Here is a 19,937-nt window from a genome sequence, read left to right on the forward strand (position 1 = left end):
GAGGCTTCTATGCTCAGCATTGACGATGAGTTATCTCAGCATGCCAGCATGGATCTTGATGCCCGTCTGAATCGTTACTTTAAGGGTAAAGTTGTCCGTAAGGATTTGACCAAACAGCTAAAAGAAGGGGCTAATGTCCCTGTCTATGTACTGGAATATCTGCTCGGTATGTACTGTGCTTCAGACGATGATGAAGTGGTACGCGAAGGTCTGGAAAACGTCAAAAAAATCCTCGCTGAGAACTATGTTCGCCCGGATGAGGCTGAGAAAGTAAAATCTCTGATTCGTGAGCGTGGTAGCTTTAAAGTGATCGATAAGATCGGAGTAAAACTCAACCAGAAGAAAGATGTCTACGAGGCTCAGCTTTCGAACCTCGGTATCAAAGATGCCGTGATCCCCGCCAACATTGTTAAAGCTAACGAGAAGCTGCTCACCGGGGGGATCTGGTGTATTGTTACTCTTAACTATTTTTATGAAGAAGGGCAAAGAATTTCGCCCTTCTCAATTTTCAACCTTAAACCTATCCAGATGCCCTCTATGGATATGGAAGAGCTTTTTGCCGCCCGGGCTAATTTCTCAACAGAGCAATGGCTGGATACCCTGATCCGCTCTATCGGCATGGAGCCAACCAATCTGAAGCAACGGGTGAAATGGCACCTGTTGACGCGGATGATCCCCTTCGTTGAGAACAACTATAACGTCTGCGAACTCGGCCCACGTGGTACCGGTAAAAGCCACGTCTATAAAGAGTGCTCGCCTAATTCATTACTAGTCTCAGGTGGCCAGACGACAGTCGCCAATCTGTTTTACAACATGAGTTCCCGGCAGGTTGGGCTGGTAGGCATGTGGGATGTGGTAGCTTTTGACGAAGTGGCTGGTATTACCTTCAAGGATAAAGATGGCGTCCAGATCATGAAGGATTACATGGCATCGGGCTCTTTCTCCCGTGGTCGTGATTCTATCGAAGCCAAAGCTTCTATGGTGTTTGTCGGCAACATCAACCAAAGCGTCGAAACGTTAGTCAAAACCAGCCACCTGCTGGCTCCTTTCCCAGAAGCGATGATCGATACCGCCTTCTTTGACCGCTTTCATGCCTATATCCCAGGCTGGGATATTCCGAAGATGCGACCTGAGTTTTTTACCAATAGCTACGGTCTGATTACCGACTACCTGGCCGAGTATATGCGTGAAATGCGCAAGCGTAGTTTCTCTGATGCTATTGACCGCTTCTTCAAACTCGGGAACAACCTCAACCAGCGTGATGTGATCGCAGTACGTCGCACCGTGTCTGGGTTGCTCAAGCTGCTCTACCCTCATGGTGTGTTTGGTAAAGAGGAGGTGCGCCCTTGCCTTACCTACGCACTGGAACTTCGCCGTCGAATCAAAGAGCAGTTGAAAAAACTGGGTGGTATGGAGTTTTTCGATGTGCATTTCAGCTACCTCGACAACGAAACTCTGGAAGAGTTTTTCGTCAATGTACCAGAGCAAGGCGGAAGCCAGTTAATCCCTGAAGGTCTGGGTAAACCAGGAGTTGTACATATGGTTACCAAGGGTGGAACTGGCCAACTGGGCTTGTATCGCTTCGAGACTCAGATGACACCCGGTAATGGTAAACACTCGACATCTGGCCTGGGCTCCAATACACCAGCCAAAGAAGCCATCCGCGTAGGTTTTGATTACTTCAAAGGTAATCTGAACCGTATCAGTGCTACCGCCAAATTTTCCGAGCATGAATACCATCTGCATGCCGTTGAGTTGCATAACTCCGGACCTAGTACTAAAACTAGCATGGCAGCCCTGATAGCGTTCTGTTCCATTTTGATGGGTAAGTCAGTGCAGGAACAGATGGTAGTATTAGGAGATATGACACTGGGAGGTGTAGTGAATCCAGTTGAAGATCTGGCGGGAAGCTTGCAGTTAGCAATGGACAGTGGTGGTAAACGTGTATTGCTACCGATGGCATCTGCTTCTGACATTCCGACTGTACCGGCAGAGATTTTCTCTAAGTTCCAGATCAGCTTCTATGCCGATCCCGTGGATGCGGTTTATAAGGCATTGGGTGTTCACTAACGAACTGAAAATCATATGTATTAGCTCAGATTCGAGCTGACACTGTTACGGCGCTGGGCAAATCTGACAAGGCAGATCGGTGTCAGGAGCGGACGTAGCTAAAACTAGTCTGGGGGCTGATCAGGGGGAATTGCGGGTAATACCGCTACATTTTTCCGAGCCCCCTCATGGCATGTCGGTCACATTGGTCGGTATCTAGTATGGGTAAGAATGCGGAGAACATTGAATATAAGGGTTACTATTCAGAAAAATAACAGTGGTGAGTCCGCTGACCATCAATAAAAAGCCGCCAGAGACTGCCCTGAGCGGCTCTAAGCATGAGCAGTTTTCCTGTTCACACCAGACGGAGGGAGGCCCTTGAACGTGAGGTTCCGCTACTGCCGCCGCTGATTGGTGCCACACCGTAAAGCAGACTACTCAATTCATCAAGTGGCACGTTAAGCTCTTCACTCATCTGAGTCAGATTAATACCGTTGCCCGCCAGAGCAGCCATCATTTTTTCAATAATGAGCGATCTTTCACGTTCAATTCCTCCAGGCTCACCGGTCCGATAACCCTTTGCAGTCGCATCGCGCATCAGGCTGTTATACTGCCATTCCGTCAACACGTTCAGATTGCGCATTCTGACAATCAGAGCCATCGCCGAGACTTTCCAGAGCGATTTCAACTGCACAATTTTATCAAACGTCGGAAACGCCATATTCACGCGCTAAGGCACTGACACTGGTTCCATTATTCTTTTTCTCGATAATCGCTCTACGGGCTTCTGGGGCGATTTTCGACGGTCTTCCCAGCTTCTTACCTTCAGCTTTTGCCCGCGACAAACCCGCCTGCGTCCGCTCAATCAGTAGATCACGTTCCATCTCCGCAACCGCTGCCAGCATCGACAACAGAAGCTTACCCGCTGCGGAGGTGAGATCAGTCGTGCCAAGCTGGTGGACAATAACCTTGATATTACGGTCAGCCAGCGCCCTTACCGTTTGCAGGACGTCAATCGCATCACGCCCCAGACGGTCTAGTTTTGCAACTACCAACGTTTCACCATCGCGGATTTTATTGAGCATTTCAGAAAATGCTTTACGTTGCATTGCCGGAACCTTCCCGCTAACAACATCGGTAAACCAGTAATCAATTTGCCACCCAGCCTGCCCAAGCTCCAGCCGTTGGTTCTCAGTATCCTGCTGCGATGTCGAAACACGTCCGTAGCCAAAAATCGCCATAGTCATCTCCTCATCCGGCCCCCGCCAGAAAACGAGGCCAACATTAGGATGGCCTGCCAGAAAAGCCAAGGCTATTTTTCCAACAGTGTGAAAGCGTGCGATTGGGAGGTGTCAGAAAACGGTCGTTTGTTGGCAGCAACTTTTTGAAGAATCGAAAATACTTAGCCTGAATGCGAGATAATGGCGGTATCATTAATAAACCCAAGCGCCTGAACTACTTGTCGTCAGAGTATTTATCCTGCCATTCCGATAGCCAAATAGTGCGTTCTCTCATCCAGCTAAACAGTCTCATACAAACAAATACCCCGCACAATCCGCCTACAACTAACGCAGCGCCATTGATGGTGTAGTAAAGTAATGGTGAAGTGAAAAAATATGGATTGAATGGTTCAACAACTGAAACAAACAAAAGTGCGAACATAACGGGGAAAATCCATCCCTTCTCCCTGACAAATAAAGTCAAAGAATACTTAAACCTTACTGGTCTACGTTTTTTGTCGTTTCGATATAATTCCGGGAAAGCGTTCATATGTGCACCAATACCAAAAAGCAAGGAGGCAATTCCAAGAACACCAAACATCAGGAATCCCGATATCTGCAAAAGAAAGCAAGAAAATGAATGCTCCCACGCCCTATCAACCCAGTCCAAAAACTCACAGCGGGCCCTATAGAACTTCTTATGTGTTTGGATGCTTATCCAGCGTTTATGGTTCATACGCCCCCTCAATGCCTGCCTGATCATTATGTCACTATACTGGTGAAGAATACGCGGCGAAGTATGCTCATTTCGACAGATCTCTCCAGACTCATTGAGATAGTGCCACAAATTTCGAGCCAGTAAATCCACTACCCCTGATAAAAAACACGCCACAGGGCTTCCCAGCGCGTTGAATGCGCATGTCACCGCATTTGCAACACTATGTGCTTTACCTTGAAAGTTACAGGGGAATCGAAGCACACCCTTTCCATGTAAAAATCACCTTGTTTTTATATACTTACCATGCACATAGCGACTGCGTTCAGAATACGAACGCAGTTATCTGATATATAACTTTTCTTGAAAAAAACGGTGTGTTAGCTTGTCTCCCGACACCTACCACATACGGTAAACCGGTCCGGGTTGGTGGAGCTTTACCGCGCATCTGCGGATAACGTTAGGACGGGAACTCTGCAAAACGTTGATTGTGGTAGGTAGGGCGCGAAAGCGTTTGATGCAGCCAAGCAGAGGGTGAAAGTAGCTATCGGCGGATTCTTGAGTAGCTACTTTTGCGCATAATGCATCTTTCAAGAAAGGTCGTCACACCACGAGGAAGACTTGATCTTCATCTGGCAAGGGGAACCGAGCAAACCTACAGGCTATCTTCTCAGATGGCCTTAGGGTTGATATGTCCGGCTTCCCCCCCCGAGGAAGGGTTAAACATATAAAAACAAGTTGTGTTTTAACATCTTTAAAAATTGTGGTTTTCTATGCTTTAAACCTTTCCCTTCAAAAGTAAACATGTCTCTTCTATCTCACCTTCGAGACAAACAAATCCGAACCGAACGTTGTTAACGCACAAAGTGCTCGCGGTGTAAATGCAGCCGGATAAGTTGGGCGCGGGAAAGTCGATCTCCTAGATCGGCAAGCGTCCCTCTATGGCGTTGCGTTCAAAAACTTCGGCAGAGGCAGAATCATCCTTATAGAGGCAAACAGCCTCCAAAGTTGAGTTGCGCGGCAAAGCTAAAGCTCGCCCAGATTTCTCATTGATTGCTCGATCTCCGCAACCCATTTATCAGGGCAAGGATAAACCCGGCTTTCGATGCTGATCCGATTAGGTGATACGCGACGGGTTAGCCCATGCAATGACTTAACATGCGCTATCCAGCATGTTTTGACTGTTCTCCCTGTTCGGGATTTAACATCATCAGCAATCTGCCGGTAAGTCGCCATAAACGTCCGTGCTCCTTTGGTTGATATCTTTTCTACACGATAGCAAGTGGCTATATGCTAAAAGTTACTTTTAGTGTATTGTTCAATATAGGTGTTAAACATATCCACCTTACTGTTTATCAAGATTATACAACTCACATTGTGCATCAACGGCTTGCTGTAATGCTTTAATTGTTTCGCTCGATAAATTCGGAGATAAAGCCAATGTGTTTATTGCAACCTTTTCTCCATACTCTTGGCATTGAAGAACAAAAGAATCCCCAAAACTAATCCCAGAATTCGTAATCGTAGACGTAATCAAAGAGAGATCTTCTGTCGATACATCTGGCGCACTCTTTAAAAACTGCAACGCCTGTTGCTTGCGGTTAATGGCATCAATACGTAAAGAAGCATAGGCCTGAGACTGTTGTATATCCAGTTCGCTGGGTTTTGTTATATAGCTAACTAGCTTGGCACTACCATAAATTGCAACCATCACGACCAGAATTACCAAGGAATTTCTGATAACACTTTTACGACTTTTTTCTTTTTCCCTATCCTTTTCATCCATTGCGATCGATAGATCTAGGTAGCGATCCGAAAGATAAATAAAGAAATCATTATGTGAGAAACGAACATGTTCAATGTTAACCTCAATCAATTTATATACTTCAATAACTTCATCGTCGGTCAGCGATTTTCCATCCTCAACCGAAAATTTAAGAACCTTCTCCAATTCCACTTTATCCTCCACAACATTAAGTTTATTTATTTTCAATAAACATCTGACAGACGGTTATTGTCAGCTTATAGCAGAACAACATAAACCATCAATTACTCAATATCGTTTTACTTCAAAAACCTCCTCACTTATATTACAGATCCAAGTGGAATGAAAGAGTAATACACCAGCGCCACGGGATCGACATTGTTTCGTTTGGCAACTCGCTTCATGACCCGGATTGCTACTACCCGATTCGCGGCTTTGATAGCGCCGAAAGCATGGCAATGGTTCTCGGTTCTTTCTACGCAAGCGCCGACTGGCGCAACGGCCCACGCCAAGACATCGTTGGCAGCATAGAAACCAGCATGAAAACAGTGATCAGCCTACCATCAGAAAGCGTGGAAGGGCTGCGAGTGCAATCATAGGTCATATGGCTTCACCAGACGCGTTTTGAGCGTCTCCAAATGATGAAACTTTTTTATTAAATGGTTGGGAGTTGAAAGATTTAAAAGACATAGCATTTATCCAAACTGGACCATTTGGAACCCAGCTTCATAAGGAAGATTATGTTGAAAATGGTATACCACTAATTAACCCTACAAATATTAAAAATGGTATTATCATTCCCAACTTTAAACTATGCGTAGATCGCCACAAATATGACAAACTAAAAGAATATCATTTAAAAAAAGGTGACATTATAATGGGCCGAAGAGGAGAAATGGGTCGTTGTGCACTGATTAATGATAAAGAGGATGGATGGTTTTGCGGCACAGGAAGCCTTTTTATTAGATTAAAAACGCCAAATGAAATACTTTCTTTTTATTTGAACGAATATTTATCTAGCGATTCGATTAAGAACTTTTTACAGAAAGAGTCTCGTGGGGTTACGATGGCGAACCTGAATAAAGATATAGTTGGGAAGATTAAAATAAACATCCCCCCAGAAAACGTACTGACTTCTTTTATGAAGATAAAATTAAAAGTCGATAGCATTAAGAAAAAAATAAACCATAACGATTTGGAAGAATTACTGTCATCATTAAGGAAGGTGCGAATAAGTACCCTCCGCAACGAAAATGAAACTTTTAGTCAATTAAATTCAATCACTTACATAGGCGTTTTTTTGCGTTTGGTGACTTATTCGCACCTTCCCTAATTGTCCTTCTTTAGTATCCCACCATTTCTCAGCGTATGCCGACACTAATAATTGTGCATATTCGGGTAAGTCACCATTAGATTTTGTTTTTAATTTTATATGATTTTCCCCAATCGCCTCAGCAAAATGCTTCAAAAGGTCTTGCCAACATGGCACACCAAGGTAACGACGAGACACTCCGGAGCCAACAAATAACACAGGGGATGCCTCAAACTGCTTAAAATGCTCTTCGAGTTTTTTCTTGAAATTCATATTGGTATTCCCTATCAAAAATCCTCAACTGAGACAACGGTAAGACATTGCGGTTGCCATCTCCAGTGCATGATTAAAAAATTTTGCACCTTTAAAATTCATTTATCTGTTCTGGCAATTTGGCCCATTATCTATAGATCTGTGGCCAGTATCCGCTACACAGTGCCTGCGTTATGATACGGTGGTGCAGTAATCTTGCCCCTTTACTTCAGGATAAACAATGCCTTTAGATTTAAGTAACACCTTAGTTATTGGCATCAGTGCAACTGCGCTTTTTGACATGAGTGAATGCGATCGCATGTTTCGGGAAACCTATGCGACCGATCCTGATAGCGCCATTGAAAAGTATCGCGCCTACATGCTGGAACACGAAAACCAACCTTTGCAGCCTGGTACAGGTTACCCCTTGGTCAAAGCGCTTCTGGGTCTGAACCAGTATCGTCAACCGGATGATCAATCACCGTTGGTTGAAGTCGTTGTTATGTCGCGTAACAGTCCTGATACAGGTATCCGTGTTCTAAATACCATTCGCCATGACAAACTCGATATTACACGTTCAGCTTTTACCGCAGGCGAAACCGTTGCCGATTACCTTGATGCCTTTGATGTGGATCTGTTTTTAACAACTAACGTTGAAGATGCGCAAAAGGTGATTGATTCCCGATTCTGCGCCGCTGCAATCCTCAAAGATCCTCCCTCCGACGCCTCAAATATCCCGGAAGGGCAGGTCCGCATTGCGTTTGACGGTGATGCCGTGCTTTTCTCTGATGAAAGTGAGTTAGTTTATAAGACTCAAGGCATGGCTGCTTTTCATGCGCTGGAGGATGCACAACAAGATATCCCAATGGCTGAGGGTCCATATGCCACTTTGCTAAAAAAAGTAGCCAGGCTTCAGGAGCGACTACCGACAAGAGTTGAGTATTCCCCTGTCCGTATTGCACTGGTGACCGCCAGAAACAGCCCATCGGAAATGCGCGTCATTAAAACACTGAGAAGCTGGGGGGTGTATGTCGATGAAGCTTTTTTTCTTGGCGGTGTAGAGAAAACAAAAGTTTTGAAGGCATTTAAACCGCACATTTTCTTTGACGATCAGGATGTGCATTTGAATACTGCTGCAAAGGTGGTTCCTTCCGGGAAAGTACCTTACGCCAGCAATTCAGAGCTTTTTGAAAACAAAGCGTCATGAAACCTTAAATAAATAGCCATCTTTACTGCTAGAAGGCTATTTATTAATTTATGCCGTCTTCCCAAACATCCCTTCTACCACGGCCCCAGCTCTCCCTAACTCATCGATATAATCCGCATACCACTGCATCATTTCCCTACGCCCATCAAGATACTGAGCATGGTTATACGTCCCGCGAATCGCGTTCTTATCGACGTGTGCAAGCTGCGTTTCAATCCACGCGGAGTTAAACCCCTGCTCATGCAGAATGGTGCTCATCGTGTGGCGGAAACCGTGCCCCGTCAGCCTGCCTTTATATCCCAGCAATTCTATAACCTGATTAATGCTTTCCTTGCTGATCGGCTTGCGAGGATCATTCCTGCCGATAAAAACCAGCGGGTGATGCCTTGAGATCGGTTCAAGCTGTGCAAACAGCGCAATGACCTGCTCTGAGAGCGGCACAATATGAGGCCGTTTCATCTTCATCACTTCTGCCGGGATTTCCCACAATTTCTTCTCAAAATCGATATCTTCCCAGCGAGCGAAACGCAGCTCTTGTGTACGCACGCCGGTTAACATGATGATCTGTGTGGCTGTTTTGGTGATAATACTACCGGTGTATCCGGCCAGATCTTTAAGGAAGTGTGGTAACTCTTCGACTGTGAGGAACGGGAAATGTGTTTTCTTAGGCGTTGCCAGCGCTGTAGCAAGATCTGACACGGGATTATATTCAGCTCTCCCGGTAACGATAGCGTAACGGTAGACTTCATTACAACGCTGGCGGACTTTGCGCATTTTCTCTAAAGCGCCGCGCTTTTCAAGGCGACGAAGGATCTCAAGCCAGTCCATCGGCTTAATATCGACGATAGGGCGTCTTCCCGTATGAGGGAAGATATCCTTCTCGAAGGTGTCGATGATTTCATCGCGGTAGCGTAATGACCAGCGATCGGCTTTCGTCTGATGCCATTCGCGGGCAATGGCCTCGAACGTATTCTTTTGGCTCATTTGCTGGGCGATTTTTTCTTCTTTCTTTACTTCACCCGGATCTCCTCCAGCGGAGAGAATTTTTCTGGCCTCACTGCGCTTTTCGCGTGCGTCAGCCAGGGAAACATCAGGGTATACGCCAATGGAAAGCATCTTTTCTTTACCGGCGAAGCGGTACTTCATACGCCAGTATTTGGAACCATTAGCGTTAATCAGTAGATACATGCCGCCGCCATCGGTCAGCTTATAGGGCTTTTCTTTTGGCTTTGCGGTTTTCACTTTTACATCGGTTAGCGCCATTACATCCTCCGGCTTTTGATGAATCCATCCTCCAGGGGACTTCCGCTAATGATTAACCTGATACCCCCATGTACCCCTTATATAACAAAGATGTCTTTGAAACCTGTTGTTATATATCACATTTTTACCATTATGGGGGTGCTGATATTTTAAAGGAAAATAACACCCCCTAATGTACCCCCAAAAAGGACTTGATGCCGATTACCTTCAGGCGACAATGGTGGGGTTATTTCTCTTGTTTTATCAGGTATTACAGGGGTTTTGTTGACTTCGAGGGAGTTCAGGAGAGGCAAATTGGCGGAAGATCACAGGAGTCGAACCTGCCCGGGAACGCTGGCGTCCCCAACTGGATTTGAAGTCCAGCCACCTCACCGGAGATGACGATCTTCCGCGCCTCGATTGCTACATGGAGGCGGGGCGCATTATAGCTACTTCCAAACGTTTCCACACCCCCTCACTCACTTTTTTAACTTCCGTTTCTCTATACCATGACCAGTTTCAAATAAATCCCCGCAAAATCCATTACTTACACTTAGACACATTTTTAGACGCTACGCTGATCACAGAAAACAAGAATCGTAATTTGATAACGAGATATCGGAATACCCGCGCTCACAGGGATGGTTTACAAGAACTGTAACCGGTATCAGGGCGTGTGAAAGTGCTAACAAGGATGCGTAATGAAAAGTGAAATTCTGTCTGTTAAAGAGAAGATTGGCTACGGAATGGGCGATGCGGCTAGCCACATTATCTTCGATAACGTCATGTTATATATGATGTTCTTCTATACCGATATTTTTGGTATCCCAGCCGGATTTGTCGGCACCATGTTCTTACTGGCCCGCGCGCTGGATGCCATCTCAGACCCTTGCATGGGGCTGCTGGCCGACCGTACCCGTTCGCGCTGGGGGAAATTCCGTCCGTGGGTGCTGTTCGGCGCACTGCCGTTTGGTCTGGTTTGCGTGCTGGCCTACAGCACGCCGGATCTCAGCCTGAACGGCAAAATGATTTATGCCGCAATCACCTACACGCTGCTGACCCTGCTTTATACCGTGGTCAATATTCCCTACTGCGCGCTGGGCGGCGTGATCACTAATGACCCAACGCAGCGTATCTCCCTGCAATCATGGCGCTTTGTGCTGGCGACGGCGGGCGGCATGCTCTCCACCGTGCTGATGATGCCGCTGGTGAATCTGATTGGTGGCGAGGATAAAGCGTTCGGCTTTCAAGGTGGGATTGCGGTGCTCTCCGTGGTGGCGTTCCTGATGCTGGCGTTCTGCTTCTTCACTACCAAAGAACGCGTGGAAGCGCCGCCGAGCACCACCTCTATGCGTGAAGACCTGCGCGACATCTGGCAAAACGACCAATGGCGCATCGTCGGCCTGCTGACCATCCTCAATATTCTGGCTGTCTGCGTTCGTGGCGGGGCGATGATGTATTACGTCACCTGGATTTTGGGTAAGCCGGAGGTGTTTGTCGCCTTTCTCACCGCCTATTGCGTCGGCAACCTGATCGGCTCTGCGCTGGCAAAACCGCTGACCGACTGGAAATGCAAAGTCAGCGTCTTCTGGTGGACCAACGCTGCGCTGGCGGTGGCGAGCCTGGCGATGTTCTTTGTGCCGATGCACGCCAGCATCACCATGTTTATCTTTATTTTTGTCATTGGTGTACTGCACCAGCTCGTTACGCCAATCCAGTGGGTAATGATGTCCGACACCGTTGATTACGGCGAATGGTGCAACGGTAAACGCCTGACGGGGATCAGCTTTGCGGGCACGTTGTTCGTGCTCAAGCTGGGTCTGGCGCTCGGCGGGGCGCTGATCGGCTGGATGCTGGCGGGCGGGGGCTACGACGCCGCCGCGAAAACCCAGAACAGCGCCACCATTAGCATCATCATCGCCCTGTTCACCATTGTCCCGGCGATTTGTTACCTGCTGAGTGCCGTGATTGCCAAACGCTTCTATACCCTGAAAACGCCGTATCTGACGGAAATTATGAGTCAGTTGGCTCAGGGCGCGCGCCGCAACCAGCAGGATTTCACGACGAAAGAATTACAGAACTAAGGAACTGACGATGAAAATTAGCGATGGAAACTGGCTGACTCAACCTGGACTGAATTTAATACACCCAATTCAGGTGTTCGACGTTGAACAGCAGGGTAATGAGATGATTGTCTACGTTGCGCCGCGCGATGTGCGTGAACGTACCTGGCAACTGGATACCCCACTCTTCACCCTACGCTTTTTCTCGCCGCAGGAAGGCGTGGTTGGCGTGCGTATGGAACACTTCCAGGGCGCGCTGGATACCGGCCCGCATTACCCGCTGAACGTGTTGCAGGACGTCAATGTTGAGATGCGAAACACCGCTGAATTTGCCGAACTGAAGAGCGGCAATCTGAGCGTTCGGGTGACCAAAGGTGAGTTCTGGTTGCTGGATTTCCTACGTAATGGTGAACGTATTACCGGCAGTCAGCTAAAGAATAGCGGTTACGTGCAGGATACCCACAGCGGGCGTAACTATATGTTTGAGCGTCTGGATTTGGGCGTGGGGGAAACGGTGTACGGGCTGGGCGAGCGTTTTACCGCGTTGGTACGTAACGGCCAGACGGTGGAAACCTGGAACCGCGATGGCGGTACCAGTACCGAGCAGTCTTACAAGAACATCCCGTTTTATCTCACCAACCGCGGCTACGGCGTGCTGGTGAACCATCCGCAGTGCGTGTCGTTTGAAATCGGCTCTGAGAAAGTGTCGAAAGTGCAGTTCAGCGTTGAAAGCGAGTATCTGGAATATTTCGTCATCGACGGCCCAACGCCGAAGGCGGTGCTGGATCGCTATACCCGCTTTACCGGCCGTCCGGCGTTGCCGCCAGCCTGGTCGTTCGGTCTGTGGCTGACCACGTCATTCACCACCAATTACGACGAAGCGACGGTGAACAGCTTTATCGACGGCATGGCCGAGCGCAATCTGCCGCTGCACGTCTTTCACTTCGACTGTTTCTGGATGAAGGCCTTCCAGTGGTGCGACTTTGAGTGGGACCCGGTGACCTTCCCGGACCCGGAAGGTATGATCCGCCGCCTGAAAGAGAAAGGGCTGAAGGTGTGCGTATGGATAAACCCCTACATCGGTCAGAAATCCCCGCTGTTCAATGAACTGAAAGCGAAAGGGTATCTGCTCAAGCGCCCGGACGGTTCCCTGTGGCAATGGGATAAATGGCAGCCGGGCCTGGCGATTTATGACTTCACTAATCCACAAGCCTGCGAGTGGTATGCCAACAAGCTGAAAGGTCTGGTGGATATCGGCGTTGACTGCTTCAAAACTGACTTTGGCGAACGCATCCCCACGGATGTGCAGTGGTTTGACGGTGCCGATCCGCAGAAGATGCACAACCATTATGCGTACATCTACAACGAACTGGTGTGGAACGTGCTGAAAGAAACCGTTGGTGAAGAAGAGGCTGTCCTGTTTGCTCGTTCGGCCTCCGTGGGCGCACAGCAGTTTCCGGTGCACTGGGGCGGCGACTGCTACGCCAACTATGAATCGATGGCGGAAAGCCTGCGCGGTGGTTTGTCTATTGGCCTGTCCGGCTTTGGCTTCTGGAGCCACGATATCGGCGGCTTTGAGAATACCGCTCCGGCGCACGTCTACAAGCGCTGGTGTGCGTTTGGGCTGCTCTCCAGCCACAGCCGCCTGCATGGCAGTAAATCCTACCGTGTGCCATGGGCGTACGATGACGAATCCTGCGATGTGGTGCGCTACTTCACCGAACAGAAATGCCGCATGATGCCGTACCTGTATCGTGAAGCAGCGCGCGCTAATGCGCAGGGCACCCCGATGATGCGCGCGATGATGCTGGAGTTCCCGGACGATCCGGCGTGTGATTATCTCGACCGCCAGTACATGCTGGGCGATAGCGTGATGGTCGCGCCGGTGTTTAGCGAGGCGGGCGATGTGCAGTTCTACCTGCCGGAAGGACGCTGGACGCATCTGTGGCGTAATGATGAGGTGTCTGGTAGCCGCTGGCATAAGCAGCAGCATGACTTCCTGAGTCTGCCGGTTTATGTGCGTGAGAACACCCTGCTGGCGTTGGGCAGCAATAACCAGAAGCCGGACTACGCCTGGCACGAAGGGACAGCGTTCCAGCTGTTCCATCTGCAGGAGGGGCGGGAAGCAATCTGTGAAGTTCCGGCTGCTGACGGCTCGGTTATCTTCACGCTGAAGGCGACGCGCACGGGTAATACCATCACCGTGCAAGGTAGTGGAGATGCGCGTAACTGGATGCTGTGCCTTCGAAATATTCAGAAAATTGGCGGCATTAAATGCGGTTCGCATATGGGCAGCGAGCTGGGTGTAGTTATTACTCCACAGGGCAGTGAGCTGACGATTACCTTGTAAGCATGTGTCGACGTGGTGCCGGATGCGTCTTATCCGGCCCACGCCGCGAGCAGCGTTCCAGATCTAAAAATCAAAAACATCCCGACTTAAATTTTTACCTCCCCATATTTGCGAGCGCTATCACTCTAATTCCCGCGAAAAATGTGATCTGCGCCGTAAATATTCACTATTTCCTCTTTTTGTCTTATTTCTGTCCGGAATACAGGACACGATTTAGTATTGTTGGCGCATCGTAGTCCTCTTATATTTATCATCACGGATTACACGTGGAGCATAAACGCTTCTTTATAACCTAAATAATTCGAGTTGCAGGAAGGCGGCGACGCAGCGAATCCCCTGAGCGTACATAAGTACGTGACAGGGGTGAGCGAGGAAAGCCAACGCACATGCAGCTTGAAGTATGACGGGTATAGATATTTAATCTGGTATGTAATAAGGGTAAATAATGCAAATGATTACCTCGCGACAAAACAGATTATTAAAGTTTCTTCTGTCCCGGAAGGAATATGTTACGCTGCTAAAAATTGCCGAGTATTTATCTGTTTCAGAGAAAACCGTCCAGCGCGATCTGCGGTTACTGGAACAATGGTTATCGGAATGGAAAATATCCATCGATAAACGTGCCGGTGCGGGCGTGATATTAAGTGCCGATAACATTACTGACCTTTTATATCTGGATCAGTTATTAGGGGCGGAGGGTGATGATGCTGACGGCATGATGAATAATTCACGGCGGGTTAAGATAGCCTCGCAATTATTAAGTGAAACGCCGCATGAAACATCGATCAATAAATTATCCGAACGTTATTTTATTAGTAGTGCATCGATTGTTAACGATCTGAAAGTGATTGAATCCTGGATTACCCCGCTGGGTCTGTCACTGATTCGCAGCCAGAGTGGTACACACATTGAAGGCAGCGAGAGCGGGGTGCGCCAGGCGATGGCGTCGCTAATTAACGGTGTGATTAACCATAATGAACCTGGAAGCGTGATTTATTCACGACTTGATCCGGGCAGTTATAAAGCGTTAGTGCATTACTTCGGCGAAGAAGACGTTTTATTTGTCCAGACGCTGTTGCAGGAAATGGAGAACGATCTGTGCTGGTCGCTGGGCGAGCCTTATTACGTCAATATCTTTACTCATATTCTGATCATGATGTACCGCATTACGCGAGGCAATGCGCTACCGAGAAAAGAAGAAAGCATCACGTCATGTGATGAGAACATCTTTTCCATTGCCAGTCGCATGATTCAGCATATCGAAAAACGCATTGCCCACCCGCTGCCGGAAGACGAAGTCTGGTTTATTTATCAATATATTATCTCCTCCGGTATGGTGATTGAAGAGCATAACGATGTGAGCGTAATTGGCCATATGCACTCCAGCGACGAAGCACGCTTGATCACCCATCGGCTGATTGCCACCTTCGCCGAAATGGTTGACTGCGATCTTAGCCAGGACACTGCGCTGTATGACGGATTGCTGATCCATATTAAGCCGCTGATTAACCGCCTCAACTACCAGATCCGCATTCGTAATCCGCTGCTGGAGGACATTAAAGGCGAGTTGCAGGACGTCTGGCGTCTGACTCAGTGCGCGGTGAATCGGGTGTTTAGCGGCTGGGGCGAACGGGCCGTGTCGGATGATGAGGTGGGATATTTAACCGTGCATTTTCAGGCCGCGATGGAGCGTCAGATAGCGCGTAAACGTGTGCTGCTGGTTTGCTCAACCGGTATCGGCACCTCTCACTTACTCAAAAGCCGCATTCTGCGCGCCTTTCCGGACTGGACCATCGTCGGCGTGGTGTCGGCAGGCAGCTTGCCCTCCGTCCTGACGGACGATATTGAACTGGTGGTATCGACGATCAATTTACCTGCCGTTGCCATTCCGGTTGTGTATGTCACCGCCTTCTTCAATGATGCGGATATTAAGCGGGTAACAGAAACGGTTATTACGGAAAAATTACATCGGGCGACGTCGCTGGTCGTTGAAAATTAATGTCTGAACTCCATGAGGTATGATTTATGGACATCACGAAAATACTCAATACAAATCGCGTTATTTTGGACATGAAGGCCACAAACAAAACGGAGGTTATTGAGGAACTGACGGATATTCTGCAAAAAGATGGGGCAATTAGCTGCCGGGAAACGTTTATTCAGGATGTCTGGCAGCGTGAATCAGAAGGCTCGACCGGCTTCGAAAATCATATTGCGATTCCGCACGGGAAATCCTCGGCGGTGGTCAATACCACGCTGGCGATTGGGCGTACCCGCCAGGATATTCCCTGGGAAACCCTGGACGGCAGCAACGTGCGCTGCATCATTCTGTTTGCCGTACGCCTTGAAGATCAAAACACCACCCATATTCGTCTGCTTTCGCAGGTTGCCGGCGCGTTGGCGGATGACGACATTATTGAACAACTGTTAGTCGAAAGCAGTCCACAGAAAATTATTGAGCTTTTTAGCCAATATGCTGAATCCAATGTCTGCTAAATAATACGTGGAGCATGTTATGAATATTGTTTGTGTTGCCGCCTGTACGGCGGGTATTGCGCACACCTATATTGCCCGTGAGAAGTTAATTAAAGGTGCTAAAGCGCTTGGTCATAATATAAGAGTCGAAACCCAGGGGACTATCGGCACGGAAAACGAACTGCTGACAGAGGACATTTCTGCTGCTGATGTCGTGATTCTTGCTGTGGATGTGAAAATAAAAGGGGAGGAACGATTTTTAAATAAACGTATTGTGCGAGTGAAAACTGAAATTGTCATAAAGTCGCCCATTCAGTTTCTTGAAAAGGTCGAAAAATCATTAGTTAATAATAACCAGTAGCGATCCCCATTCTGGAGGGATTTCACATGAGTGAAAATAAAATTCCGCTATCTCAGGAAATAAAAAGACATTTATTAACGGGGATTTCGTGGATGATCCCGTTAATTGTTGCCGCCGGGATCTGTATTGCTCTCGGGCAAATACTTGGCGGCACTAACGTGGGTGAAAAAACAGGAACCATACCCTGGATGCTCAACCAGATTGGCGGTTGGGGGATGGGGTTAATCGTACCGCTGATTAGTGCGGCGATTGCGTACTCCATTGCTGACCGCCCCGGATTCGCGCCGGGTCTGATTGTCGGCTTTGTCTGCGGTGAAATTCATACCGGTTTTATCGGCGGGATGCTGGGCGGTTTTCTGGTCGGTTATACCGTCCTGCTGCTCAAGCGCTATATCCGTTTGCCGCAGTCGATGCAGGGGTTGATGCCCATCATGGTGCTGCCGGTACTGAGTACCATCATTGGCGGCCTGTTGATGATGACGCTAATTGGCAAACCGATAGCCTGGCTGCAGGACGCGTTGATTCATCTGCTGGAGTCCATGCAGGGCGGGTCACGCTTTTTAATGGGGGCCATCCTTGGCGCAATGGCGACATTCGACTTTGGCGGACCGGTGAATAAAACCATGTCGCTATTTGCTGACGGCATGTTGGTCAGCGGCGTGTACGGTCCGGAAGCGGTGAAGTTTGTCGGTTCGATAATCCCTCCGTTCGGCATTACGCTCTCCTTTTTGCTGACGCGTCACAAGTACACCCGTGCGGAGCGCGAGGCGCTGAAAGCGGCATTCCCGATGGGGATCTGCATGATTACCGAAGGGGTCATTCCCATTGCGGCGCGCGACCTGCTGCGCGTGGTGGGGTCCTGCGTGGTGGCCTCGGCGATAGCGGGCGGTCTGATTATGGTGTGGGGCGTCGAAAGCCCGGTACCGCACGGCGGCATGTTCGTGGTCCCGCTCTTTACACATCCGCTACTGTTTTGCCTGGCGCTGGGGATCGGCACGGTGATTTGCGGCGTCATGCTGTCGTTGTGGAAGAAACCGGTGACCGAACGTGACGAAGAGTTTGATGAACTTAGCGATCAAAAGCTGAAAGACGAAGAGATCACCTTCACCCTGGAATAACCGGAGGCCGTATGTTTGCCGATATGAAAAGCATGGTGACGAAAGCCTGGCGCGAGCAGTACGCGCTGCTGGCTATCAACTGTATGAACCTGGAAAGCGCCCGTGCGGCGGTGCGGGTGGCTGAGAAACACCGTGCGCCCATCATTCTGAATCTGTATCAGGGGCATCTGGGCCATTTTCCTGCACCGATAGCGGTGGCGGTCGTCAAAACGCTGGCAGAGGAAGCGTCGGTACCGGTCGCGCTGGCGCTGGATCATGGAAAGGACCCAGTACGCATTCGCCAGGCTTTTCGCGCCGGATTCAGCGGGTTAATGATCGACGCCTCCGCCTTTGCGCTGGAGGAGAACATTCGCCAGACCCGGGCGGTGGTCGAGCTCGCGACCAGCGTTTCTCTGTGCGTGGAAGGTGAGCTGGGGCATCTGGCCGACGCCCCGCGCTATGATCACGCAGCTAACGCTGATTTGATGACCCAGGCCGCCGATGTGGAGCCCTTTATCCAACAGACCGGGATCGATTTACTGGCGGTCTCGGTCGGCACGGCACATGGCATGTACGCGCCCGGTGTCATACCCGCCATTGATTTCCAGCGACTGGAGGAAATTGCCCGTTTATCAACGGTGCCGCTGGCGCTGCATGGCGGCAGCGGGACGCCGTTTGACCAGCTACTGCGCTGCCCGACGTTTGGCGTCGCCAAGATAAACGTTGGCGCGGCGGTTTTCGAAGCCGGAAAGGCTGCACTACTGCATACCCTGTGTCGCGACACATCCGGTGAACTCGTTGATGCCCTGGCCCTGATGGAGCAGGCCTGCGAGGAAGCCATTATTCCGTACCTGCAGGCCAGCGGCGCTATCGACAAAGCCTGATTCGTTTTCTGTAACGCCTTCTATGCCTCTGCGACGACGCACTGGCAGGGCTTTCTACACCCTGAAACTGGAGAATTAACATGTTAGTTTCGATGAACGAATTACTGCAACCTACCCGTCAGCACGGTTTTGCCATCGGCGCATTCAACGTGGCGGACAGCTGCTTTGTACGTGCAGTAGTGGAAGAAGCGGAAGCAACCAATACCCCGGCGATTATCTCCATTCACCCCAGCGAACATGATTTTGTAGGCGATGCGTTTTTTAGCTACGTCCGTGATATCACTCTGCGCAGCCCGGTTCCCTTTACTCTGCATCTGGACCACGGCGCTTCGGTCGAGCATGTCCTGCGGGCGATTCAGTGTGGGTTTACCTCGGTGATGATTGATGGCTCGCTGTTGCCGTATGAAGAGAACGTGGCGCTGACCCGCGAAGTGGTCAAGCTGGCGCATGTGGTAGGCGTTTCGGTGGAAGGGGAACTGGGTACGATTGGTCAAACCGGGACGTCAGTGGAAGGCGGTGTATCGAAGGTCACTTATACCGATCCTGATCAGGCACAGGATTTTATCGCCCGTACCGGCGCGGATACGCTGGCGGTGGCGATTGGAACTGCACACGGCATCTACCCGAAAGGGATGCAGCCAGAGCTGCAAATGCACATCCTGCGCGAGATTGCCGGGCGAGTAGACATTCCGCTGGTGCTGCACGGAGGTTCCGCGAACCCGGATGCGGAAATTGCCGAATCCGTTACGCTGGGCGTTGGCAAAATCAACATTTCCAGCGATATGAAATACGCTTACTTCCAGAAAGTCCGCGAAATCCTGGCGAAAGAAACCTGGTGGGACCCGAACGTTATTTACCCGGAAGCCATTAGCGCCGCGCGGGATGTGATCCGTCACAAAATGAAACTGTTCGGCTCAACCGGCAAAGCGTCACTTTACTAACCGC

General features: G+C 49.3%; 18 protein-coding genes and 1 tRNA gene. 12 read left to right on the plus strand and 7 right to left on the minus strand.

From position 1 onward, the window contains the following. Nucleotides 1-9: 9 nt before the first annotated feature. Nucleotides 10-2,070, plus strand: a complete 2,061-nt coding sequence (brxL, locus tag HV314_RS00460) for a protease Lon-related BREX system protein BrxL (protein ID WP_108168775.1) — start codon at nucleotides 10-12, stop codon at nucleotides 2,068-2,070. 334 nt (nucleotides 2,071-2,404) lie between these two features. Here the strand turns inward: brxL and HV314_RS00465 are convergent, their stop codons facing one another. The 4 genes from HV314_RS00465 to HV314_RS00480 form a co-directional block, all read right to left on the minus strand. Further along, on the minus strand, nucleotides 2,405-2,770 hold the full coding sequence (locus tag HV314_RS00465; RefSeq protein WP_232051961.1) for a hypothetical protein: 366 nt from the start codon (nucleotides 2,768-2,770) through the stop codon (nucleotides 2,405-2,407). After that, on the minus strand, nucleotides 2,751-3,290 hold the full coding sequence (locus HV314_RS00470) for a recombinase family protein (RefSeq protein ID WP_131380329.1): 540 nt from the start codon (nucleotides 3,288-3,290) through the stop codon (nucleotides 2,751-2,753). Before HV314_RS00470 ends, HV314_RS00465 begins: the two co-directional genes overlap by 20 nt. A 214-nt stretch (nucleotides 3,291-3,504) precedes the next feature. Next, nucleotides 3,505-4,005 (minus strand): hypothetical protein, encoded by a 501-nt coding sequence (locus tag HV314_RS00475; RefSeq protein ID WP_108168502.1) that lies wholly within the window; start codon nucleotides 4,003-4,005, stop codon nucleotides 3,505-3,507. A 1,324-nt stretch (nucleotides 4,006-5,329) separates the two neighbouring features. After that, nucleotides 5,330-5,941 (minus strand): hypothetical protein, encoded by a 612-nt coding sequence (locus HV314_RS00480; RefSeq protein WP_057523672.1) that lies wholly within the window; start codon nucleotides 5,939-5,941, stop codon nucleotides 5,330-5,332. 101 nt (nucleotides 5,942-6,042) lie between these two features. Here HV314_RS00480 and HV314_RS00485 point away from each other — a divergent pair, with 101 nt between their 5' ends. Together HV314_RS00485 and HV314_RS00490 are read left to right on the plus strand one after the other, a co-directional pair. Further along, nucleotides 6,043-6,348 (plus strand): NIPSNAP family protein, encoded by a 306-nt coding sequence (locus HV314_RS00485; protein WP_071934064.1) that lies wholly within the window; start codon nucleotides 6,043-6,045, stop codon nucleotides 6,346-6,348. A gap of 71 nt (nucleotides 6,349-6,419) precedes the next feature. Next, nucleotides 6,420-7,082 (plus strand): restriction endonuclease subunit S, encoded by a 663-nt coding sequence (locus tag HV314_RS00490; protein WP_108168504.1) that lies wholly within the window; start codon nucleotides 6,420-6,422, stop codon nucleotides 7,080-7,082. On the opposite strand, the gene HV314_RS00495 is transcribed toward HV314_RS00490, so the two are convergent. After that, the gene (locus HV314_RS00495) at nucleotides 7,026-7,334 is read right to left on the minus strand and encodes a hypothetical protein (RefSeq protein ID WP_242672717.1); all 309 of its coding nucleotides are present in this window, start codon (nucleotides 7,332-7,334) and stop codon (nucleotides 7,026-7,028) included. The genes HV314_RS00490 and HV314_RS00495 overlap by 57 nt on opposite strands. Nucleotides 7,335-7,554: 220 nt before the next feature. Between HV314_RS00495 and HV314_RS00500 the strand changes: the two genes are divergently transcribed. Further along, the gene (locus HV314_RS00500; protein WP_108168505.1) at nucleotides 7,555-8,520 is read left to right on the plus strand and encodes a 5'-nucleotidase; all 966 of its coding nucleotides are present in this window, start codon (nucleotides 7,555-7,557) and stop codon (nucleotides 8,518-8,520) included. Nucleotides 8,521-8,568: 48 nt separating this feature from the next. On the opposite strand, the gene HV314_RS00505 is transcribed toward HV314_RS00500, so the two are convergent. Together HV314_RS00505 and HV314_RS00510 are read right to left on the minus strand one after the other, a co-directional pair. Further along, on the minus strand, nucleotides 8,569-9,783 hold the full coding sequence (locus HV314_RS00505) for a tyrosine-type recombinase/integrase (protein WP_039026320.1): 1,215 nt from the start codon (nucleotides 9,781-9,783) through the stop codon (nucleotides 8,569-8,571). A gap of 295 nt (nucleotides 9,784-10,078) precedes the next feature. Beyond that, a tRNA-Sec gene (locus HV314_RS00510) sits at nucleotides 10,079-10,173 on the minus strand. A gap of 290 nt (nucleotides 10,174-10,463) precedes the next feature. On the opposite strand from HV314_RS00510, the gene HV314_RS00515 reads away from it, so the two are divergent. The 8 genes from HV314_RS00515 (at nucleotide 10,464) to HV314_RS00550 (ending at nucleotide 19,933) form a co-directional block, all read left to right on the plus strand. Next, entirely contained in the window at nucleotides 10,464-11,846 is a 1,383-nt protein-coding gene (locus HV314_RS00515; protein ID WP_016155017.1) for a glycoside-pentoside-hexuronide family transporter, read from the plus strand. A 10-nt stretch (nucleotides 11,847-11,856) separates the two neighbouring features. Continuing rightward, a complete protein-coding gene (gene yicI, locus HV314_RS00520) occupies nucleotides 11,857-14,175 on the plus strand; it encodes an alpha-xylosidase (protein WP_181547060.1) in 2,319 nt (772 codons plus the stop codon). Between the two features lie 445 nt (nucleotides 14,176-14,620). Then, entirely contained in the window at nucleotides 14,621-16,174 is a 1,554-nt protein-coding gene (locus tag HV314_RS00525; RefSeq protein WP_181547062.1) for a BglG family transcription antiterminator, read from the plus strand. A 26-nt stretch (nucleotides 16,175-16,200) separates the two neighbouring features. Then, a complete protein-coding gene (locus HV314_RS00530; protein WP_003842172.1) occupies nucleotides 16,201-16,671 on the plus strand; it encodes a PTS sugar transporter subunit IIA in 471 nt (156 codons plus the stop codon). A 19-nt stretch (nucleotides 16,672-16,690) separates the two neighbouring features. Continuing rightward, on the plus strand, nucleotides 16,691-17,011 hold the full coding sequence (locus HV314_RS00535) for a PTS fructose transporter subunit IIB (RefSeq protein ID WP_016155014.1): 321 nt from the start codon (nucleotides 16,691-16,693) through the stop codon (nucleotides 17,009-17,011). Nucleotides 17,012-17,037: 26 nt separating this feature from the next. After that, nucleotides 17,038-18,129, plus strand: a complete 1,092-nt coding sequence (locus HV314_RS00540) for a PTS fructose transporter subunit IIC (RefSeq protein ID WP_181547064.1) — start codon at nucleotides 17,038-17,040, stop codon at nucleotides 18,127-18,129. An 11-nt stretch (nucleotides 18,130-18,140) separates the two neighbouring features. Beyond that, nucleotides 18,141-18,992, plus strand: a complete 852-nt coding sequence (locus HV314_RS00545) for a class II fructose-bisphosphate aldolase (RefSeq protein ID WP_181547066.1) — start codon at nucleotides 18,141-18,143, stop codon at nucleotides 18,990-18,992. 80 nt (nucleotides 18,993-19,072) lie between these two features. After that, nucleotides 19,073-19,933 carry a ketose-bisphosphate aldolase gene (locus HV314_RS00550; protein ID WP_181547068.1) on the plus strand — a complete coding sequence of 287 codons (861 nt, stop codon included), beginning with the start codon at nucleotides 19,073-19,075 and terminating at the stop codon, nucleotides 19,931-19,933. Nucleotides 19,934-19,937: the final 4 nt, after the last annotated feature.

Source organism: Citrobacter sp. RHBSTW-00887 (assembly GCF_013728095.1).
In the GTDB taxonomy this organism is placed as follows: Bacteria; Pseudomonadota; Gammaproteobacteria; order Enterobacterales; family Enterobacteriaceae; genus Citrobacter; species Citrobacter braakii.

Excerpts from the sequence above, each read along its gene's own strand:
- HV314_RS00470 (WP_131380329.1), bottom strand. The coding sequence starts at position 3,290 with ATGGCGATTTTTGGCTACGGACGTGTTTCGACATCGCAGCAGGATACT.
- yicI (WP_181547060.1), top strand. The coding sequence starts at position 11,857 with ATGAAAATTAGCGATGGAAACTGGCTGACTCAACCTGGACTGAATTTA.
- brxL (WP_108168775.1), top strand. The coding sequence starts at position 10 with ATGCTCAGCATTGACGATGAGTTATCTCAGCATGCCAGCATGGATCTT.
- HV314_RS00475 (WP_108168502.1), bottom strand. The coding sequence starts at position 4,005 with ATGAACCATAAACGCTGGATAAGCATCCAAACACATAAGAAGTTCTAT.
- HV314_RS00535 (WP_016155014.1), top strand. The coding sequence starts at position 16,691 with ATGAATATTGTTTGTGTTGCCGCCTGTACGGCGGGTATTGCGCACACC.
- HV314_RS00495 (WP_242672717.1), bottom strand. The coding sequence starts at position 7,334 with ATGAATTTCAAGAAAAAACTCGAAGAGCATTTTAAGCAGTTTGAGGCA.
- HV314_RS00525 (WP_181547062.1), top strand. The coding sequence starts at position 14,621 with ATGCAAATGATTACCTCGCGACAAAACAGATTATTAAAGTTTCTTCTG.
- HV314_RS00515 (WP_016155017.1), top strand. The coding sequence starts at position 10,464 with ATGAAAAGTGAAATTCTGTCTGTTAAAGAGAAGATTGGCTACGGAATG.
- HV314_RS00465 (WP_232051961.1), bottom strand. The coding sequence starts at position 2,770 with ATGGCGTTTCCGACGTTTGATAAAATTGTGCAGTTGAAATCGCTCTGG.
- HV314_RS00550 (WP_181547068.1), top strand. The coding sequence starts at position 19,073 with ATGTTAGTTTCGATGAACGAATTACTGCAACCTACCCGTCAGCACGGT.
- HV314_RS00540 (WP_181547064.1), top strand. The coding sequence starts at position 17,038 with ATGAGTGAAAATAAAATTCCGCTATCTCAGGAAATAAAAAGACATTTA.
- HV314_RS00500 (WP_108168505.1), top strand. The coding sequence starts at position 7,555 with ATGCCTTTAGATTTAAGTAACACCTTAGTTATTGGCATCAGTGCAACT.
- HV314_RS00505 (WP_039026320.1), bottom strand. The coding sequence starts at position 9,783 with ATGGCGCTAACCGATGTAAAAGTGAAAACCGCAAAGCCAAAAGAAAAG.
- HV314_RS00545 (WP_181547066.1), top strand. The coding sequence starts at position 18,141 with ATGTTTGCCGATATGAAAAGCATGGTGACGAAAGCCTGGCGCGAGCAG.
- HV314_RS00530 (WP_003842172.1), top strand. The coding sequence starts at position 16,201 with ATGGACATCACGAAAATACTCAATACAAATCGCGTTATTTTGGACATG.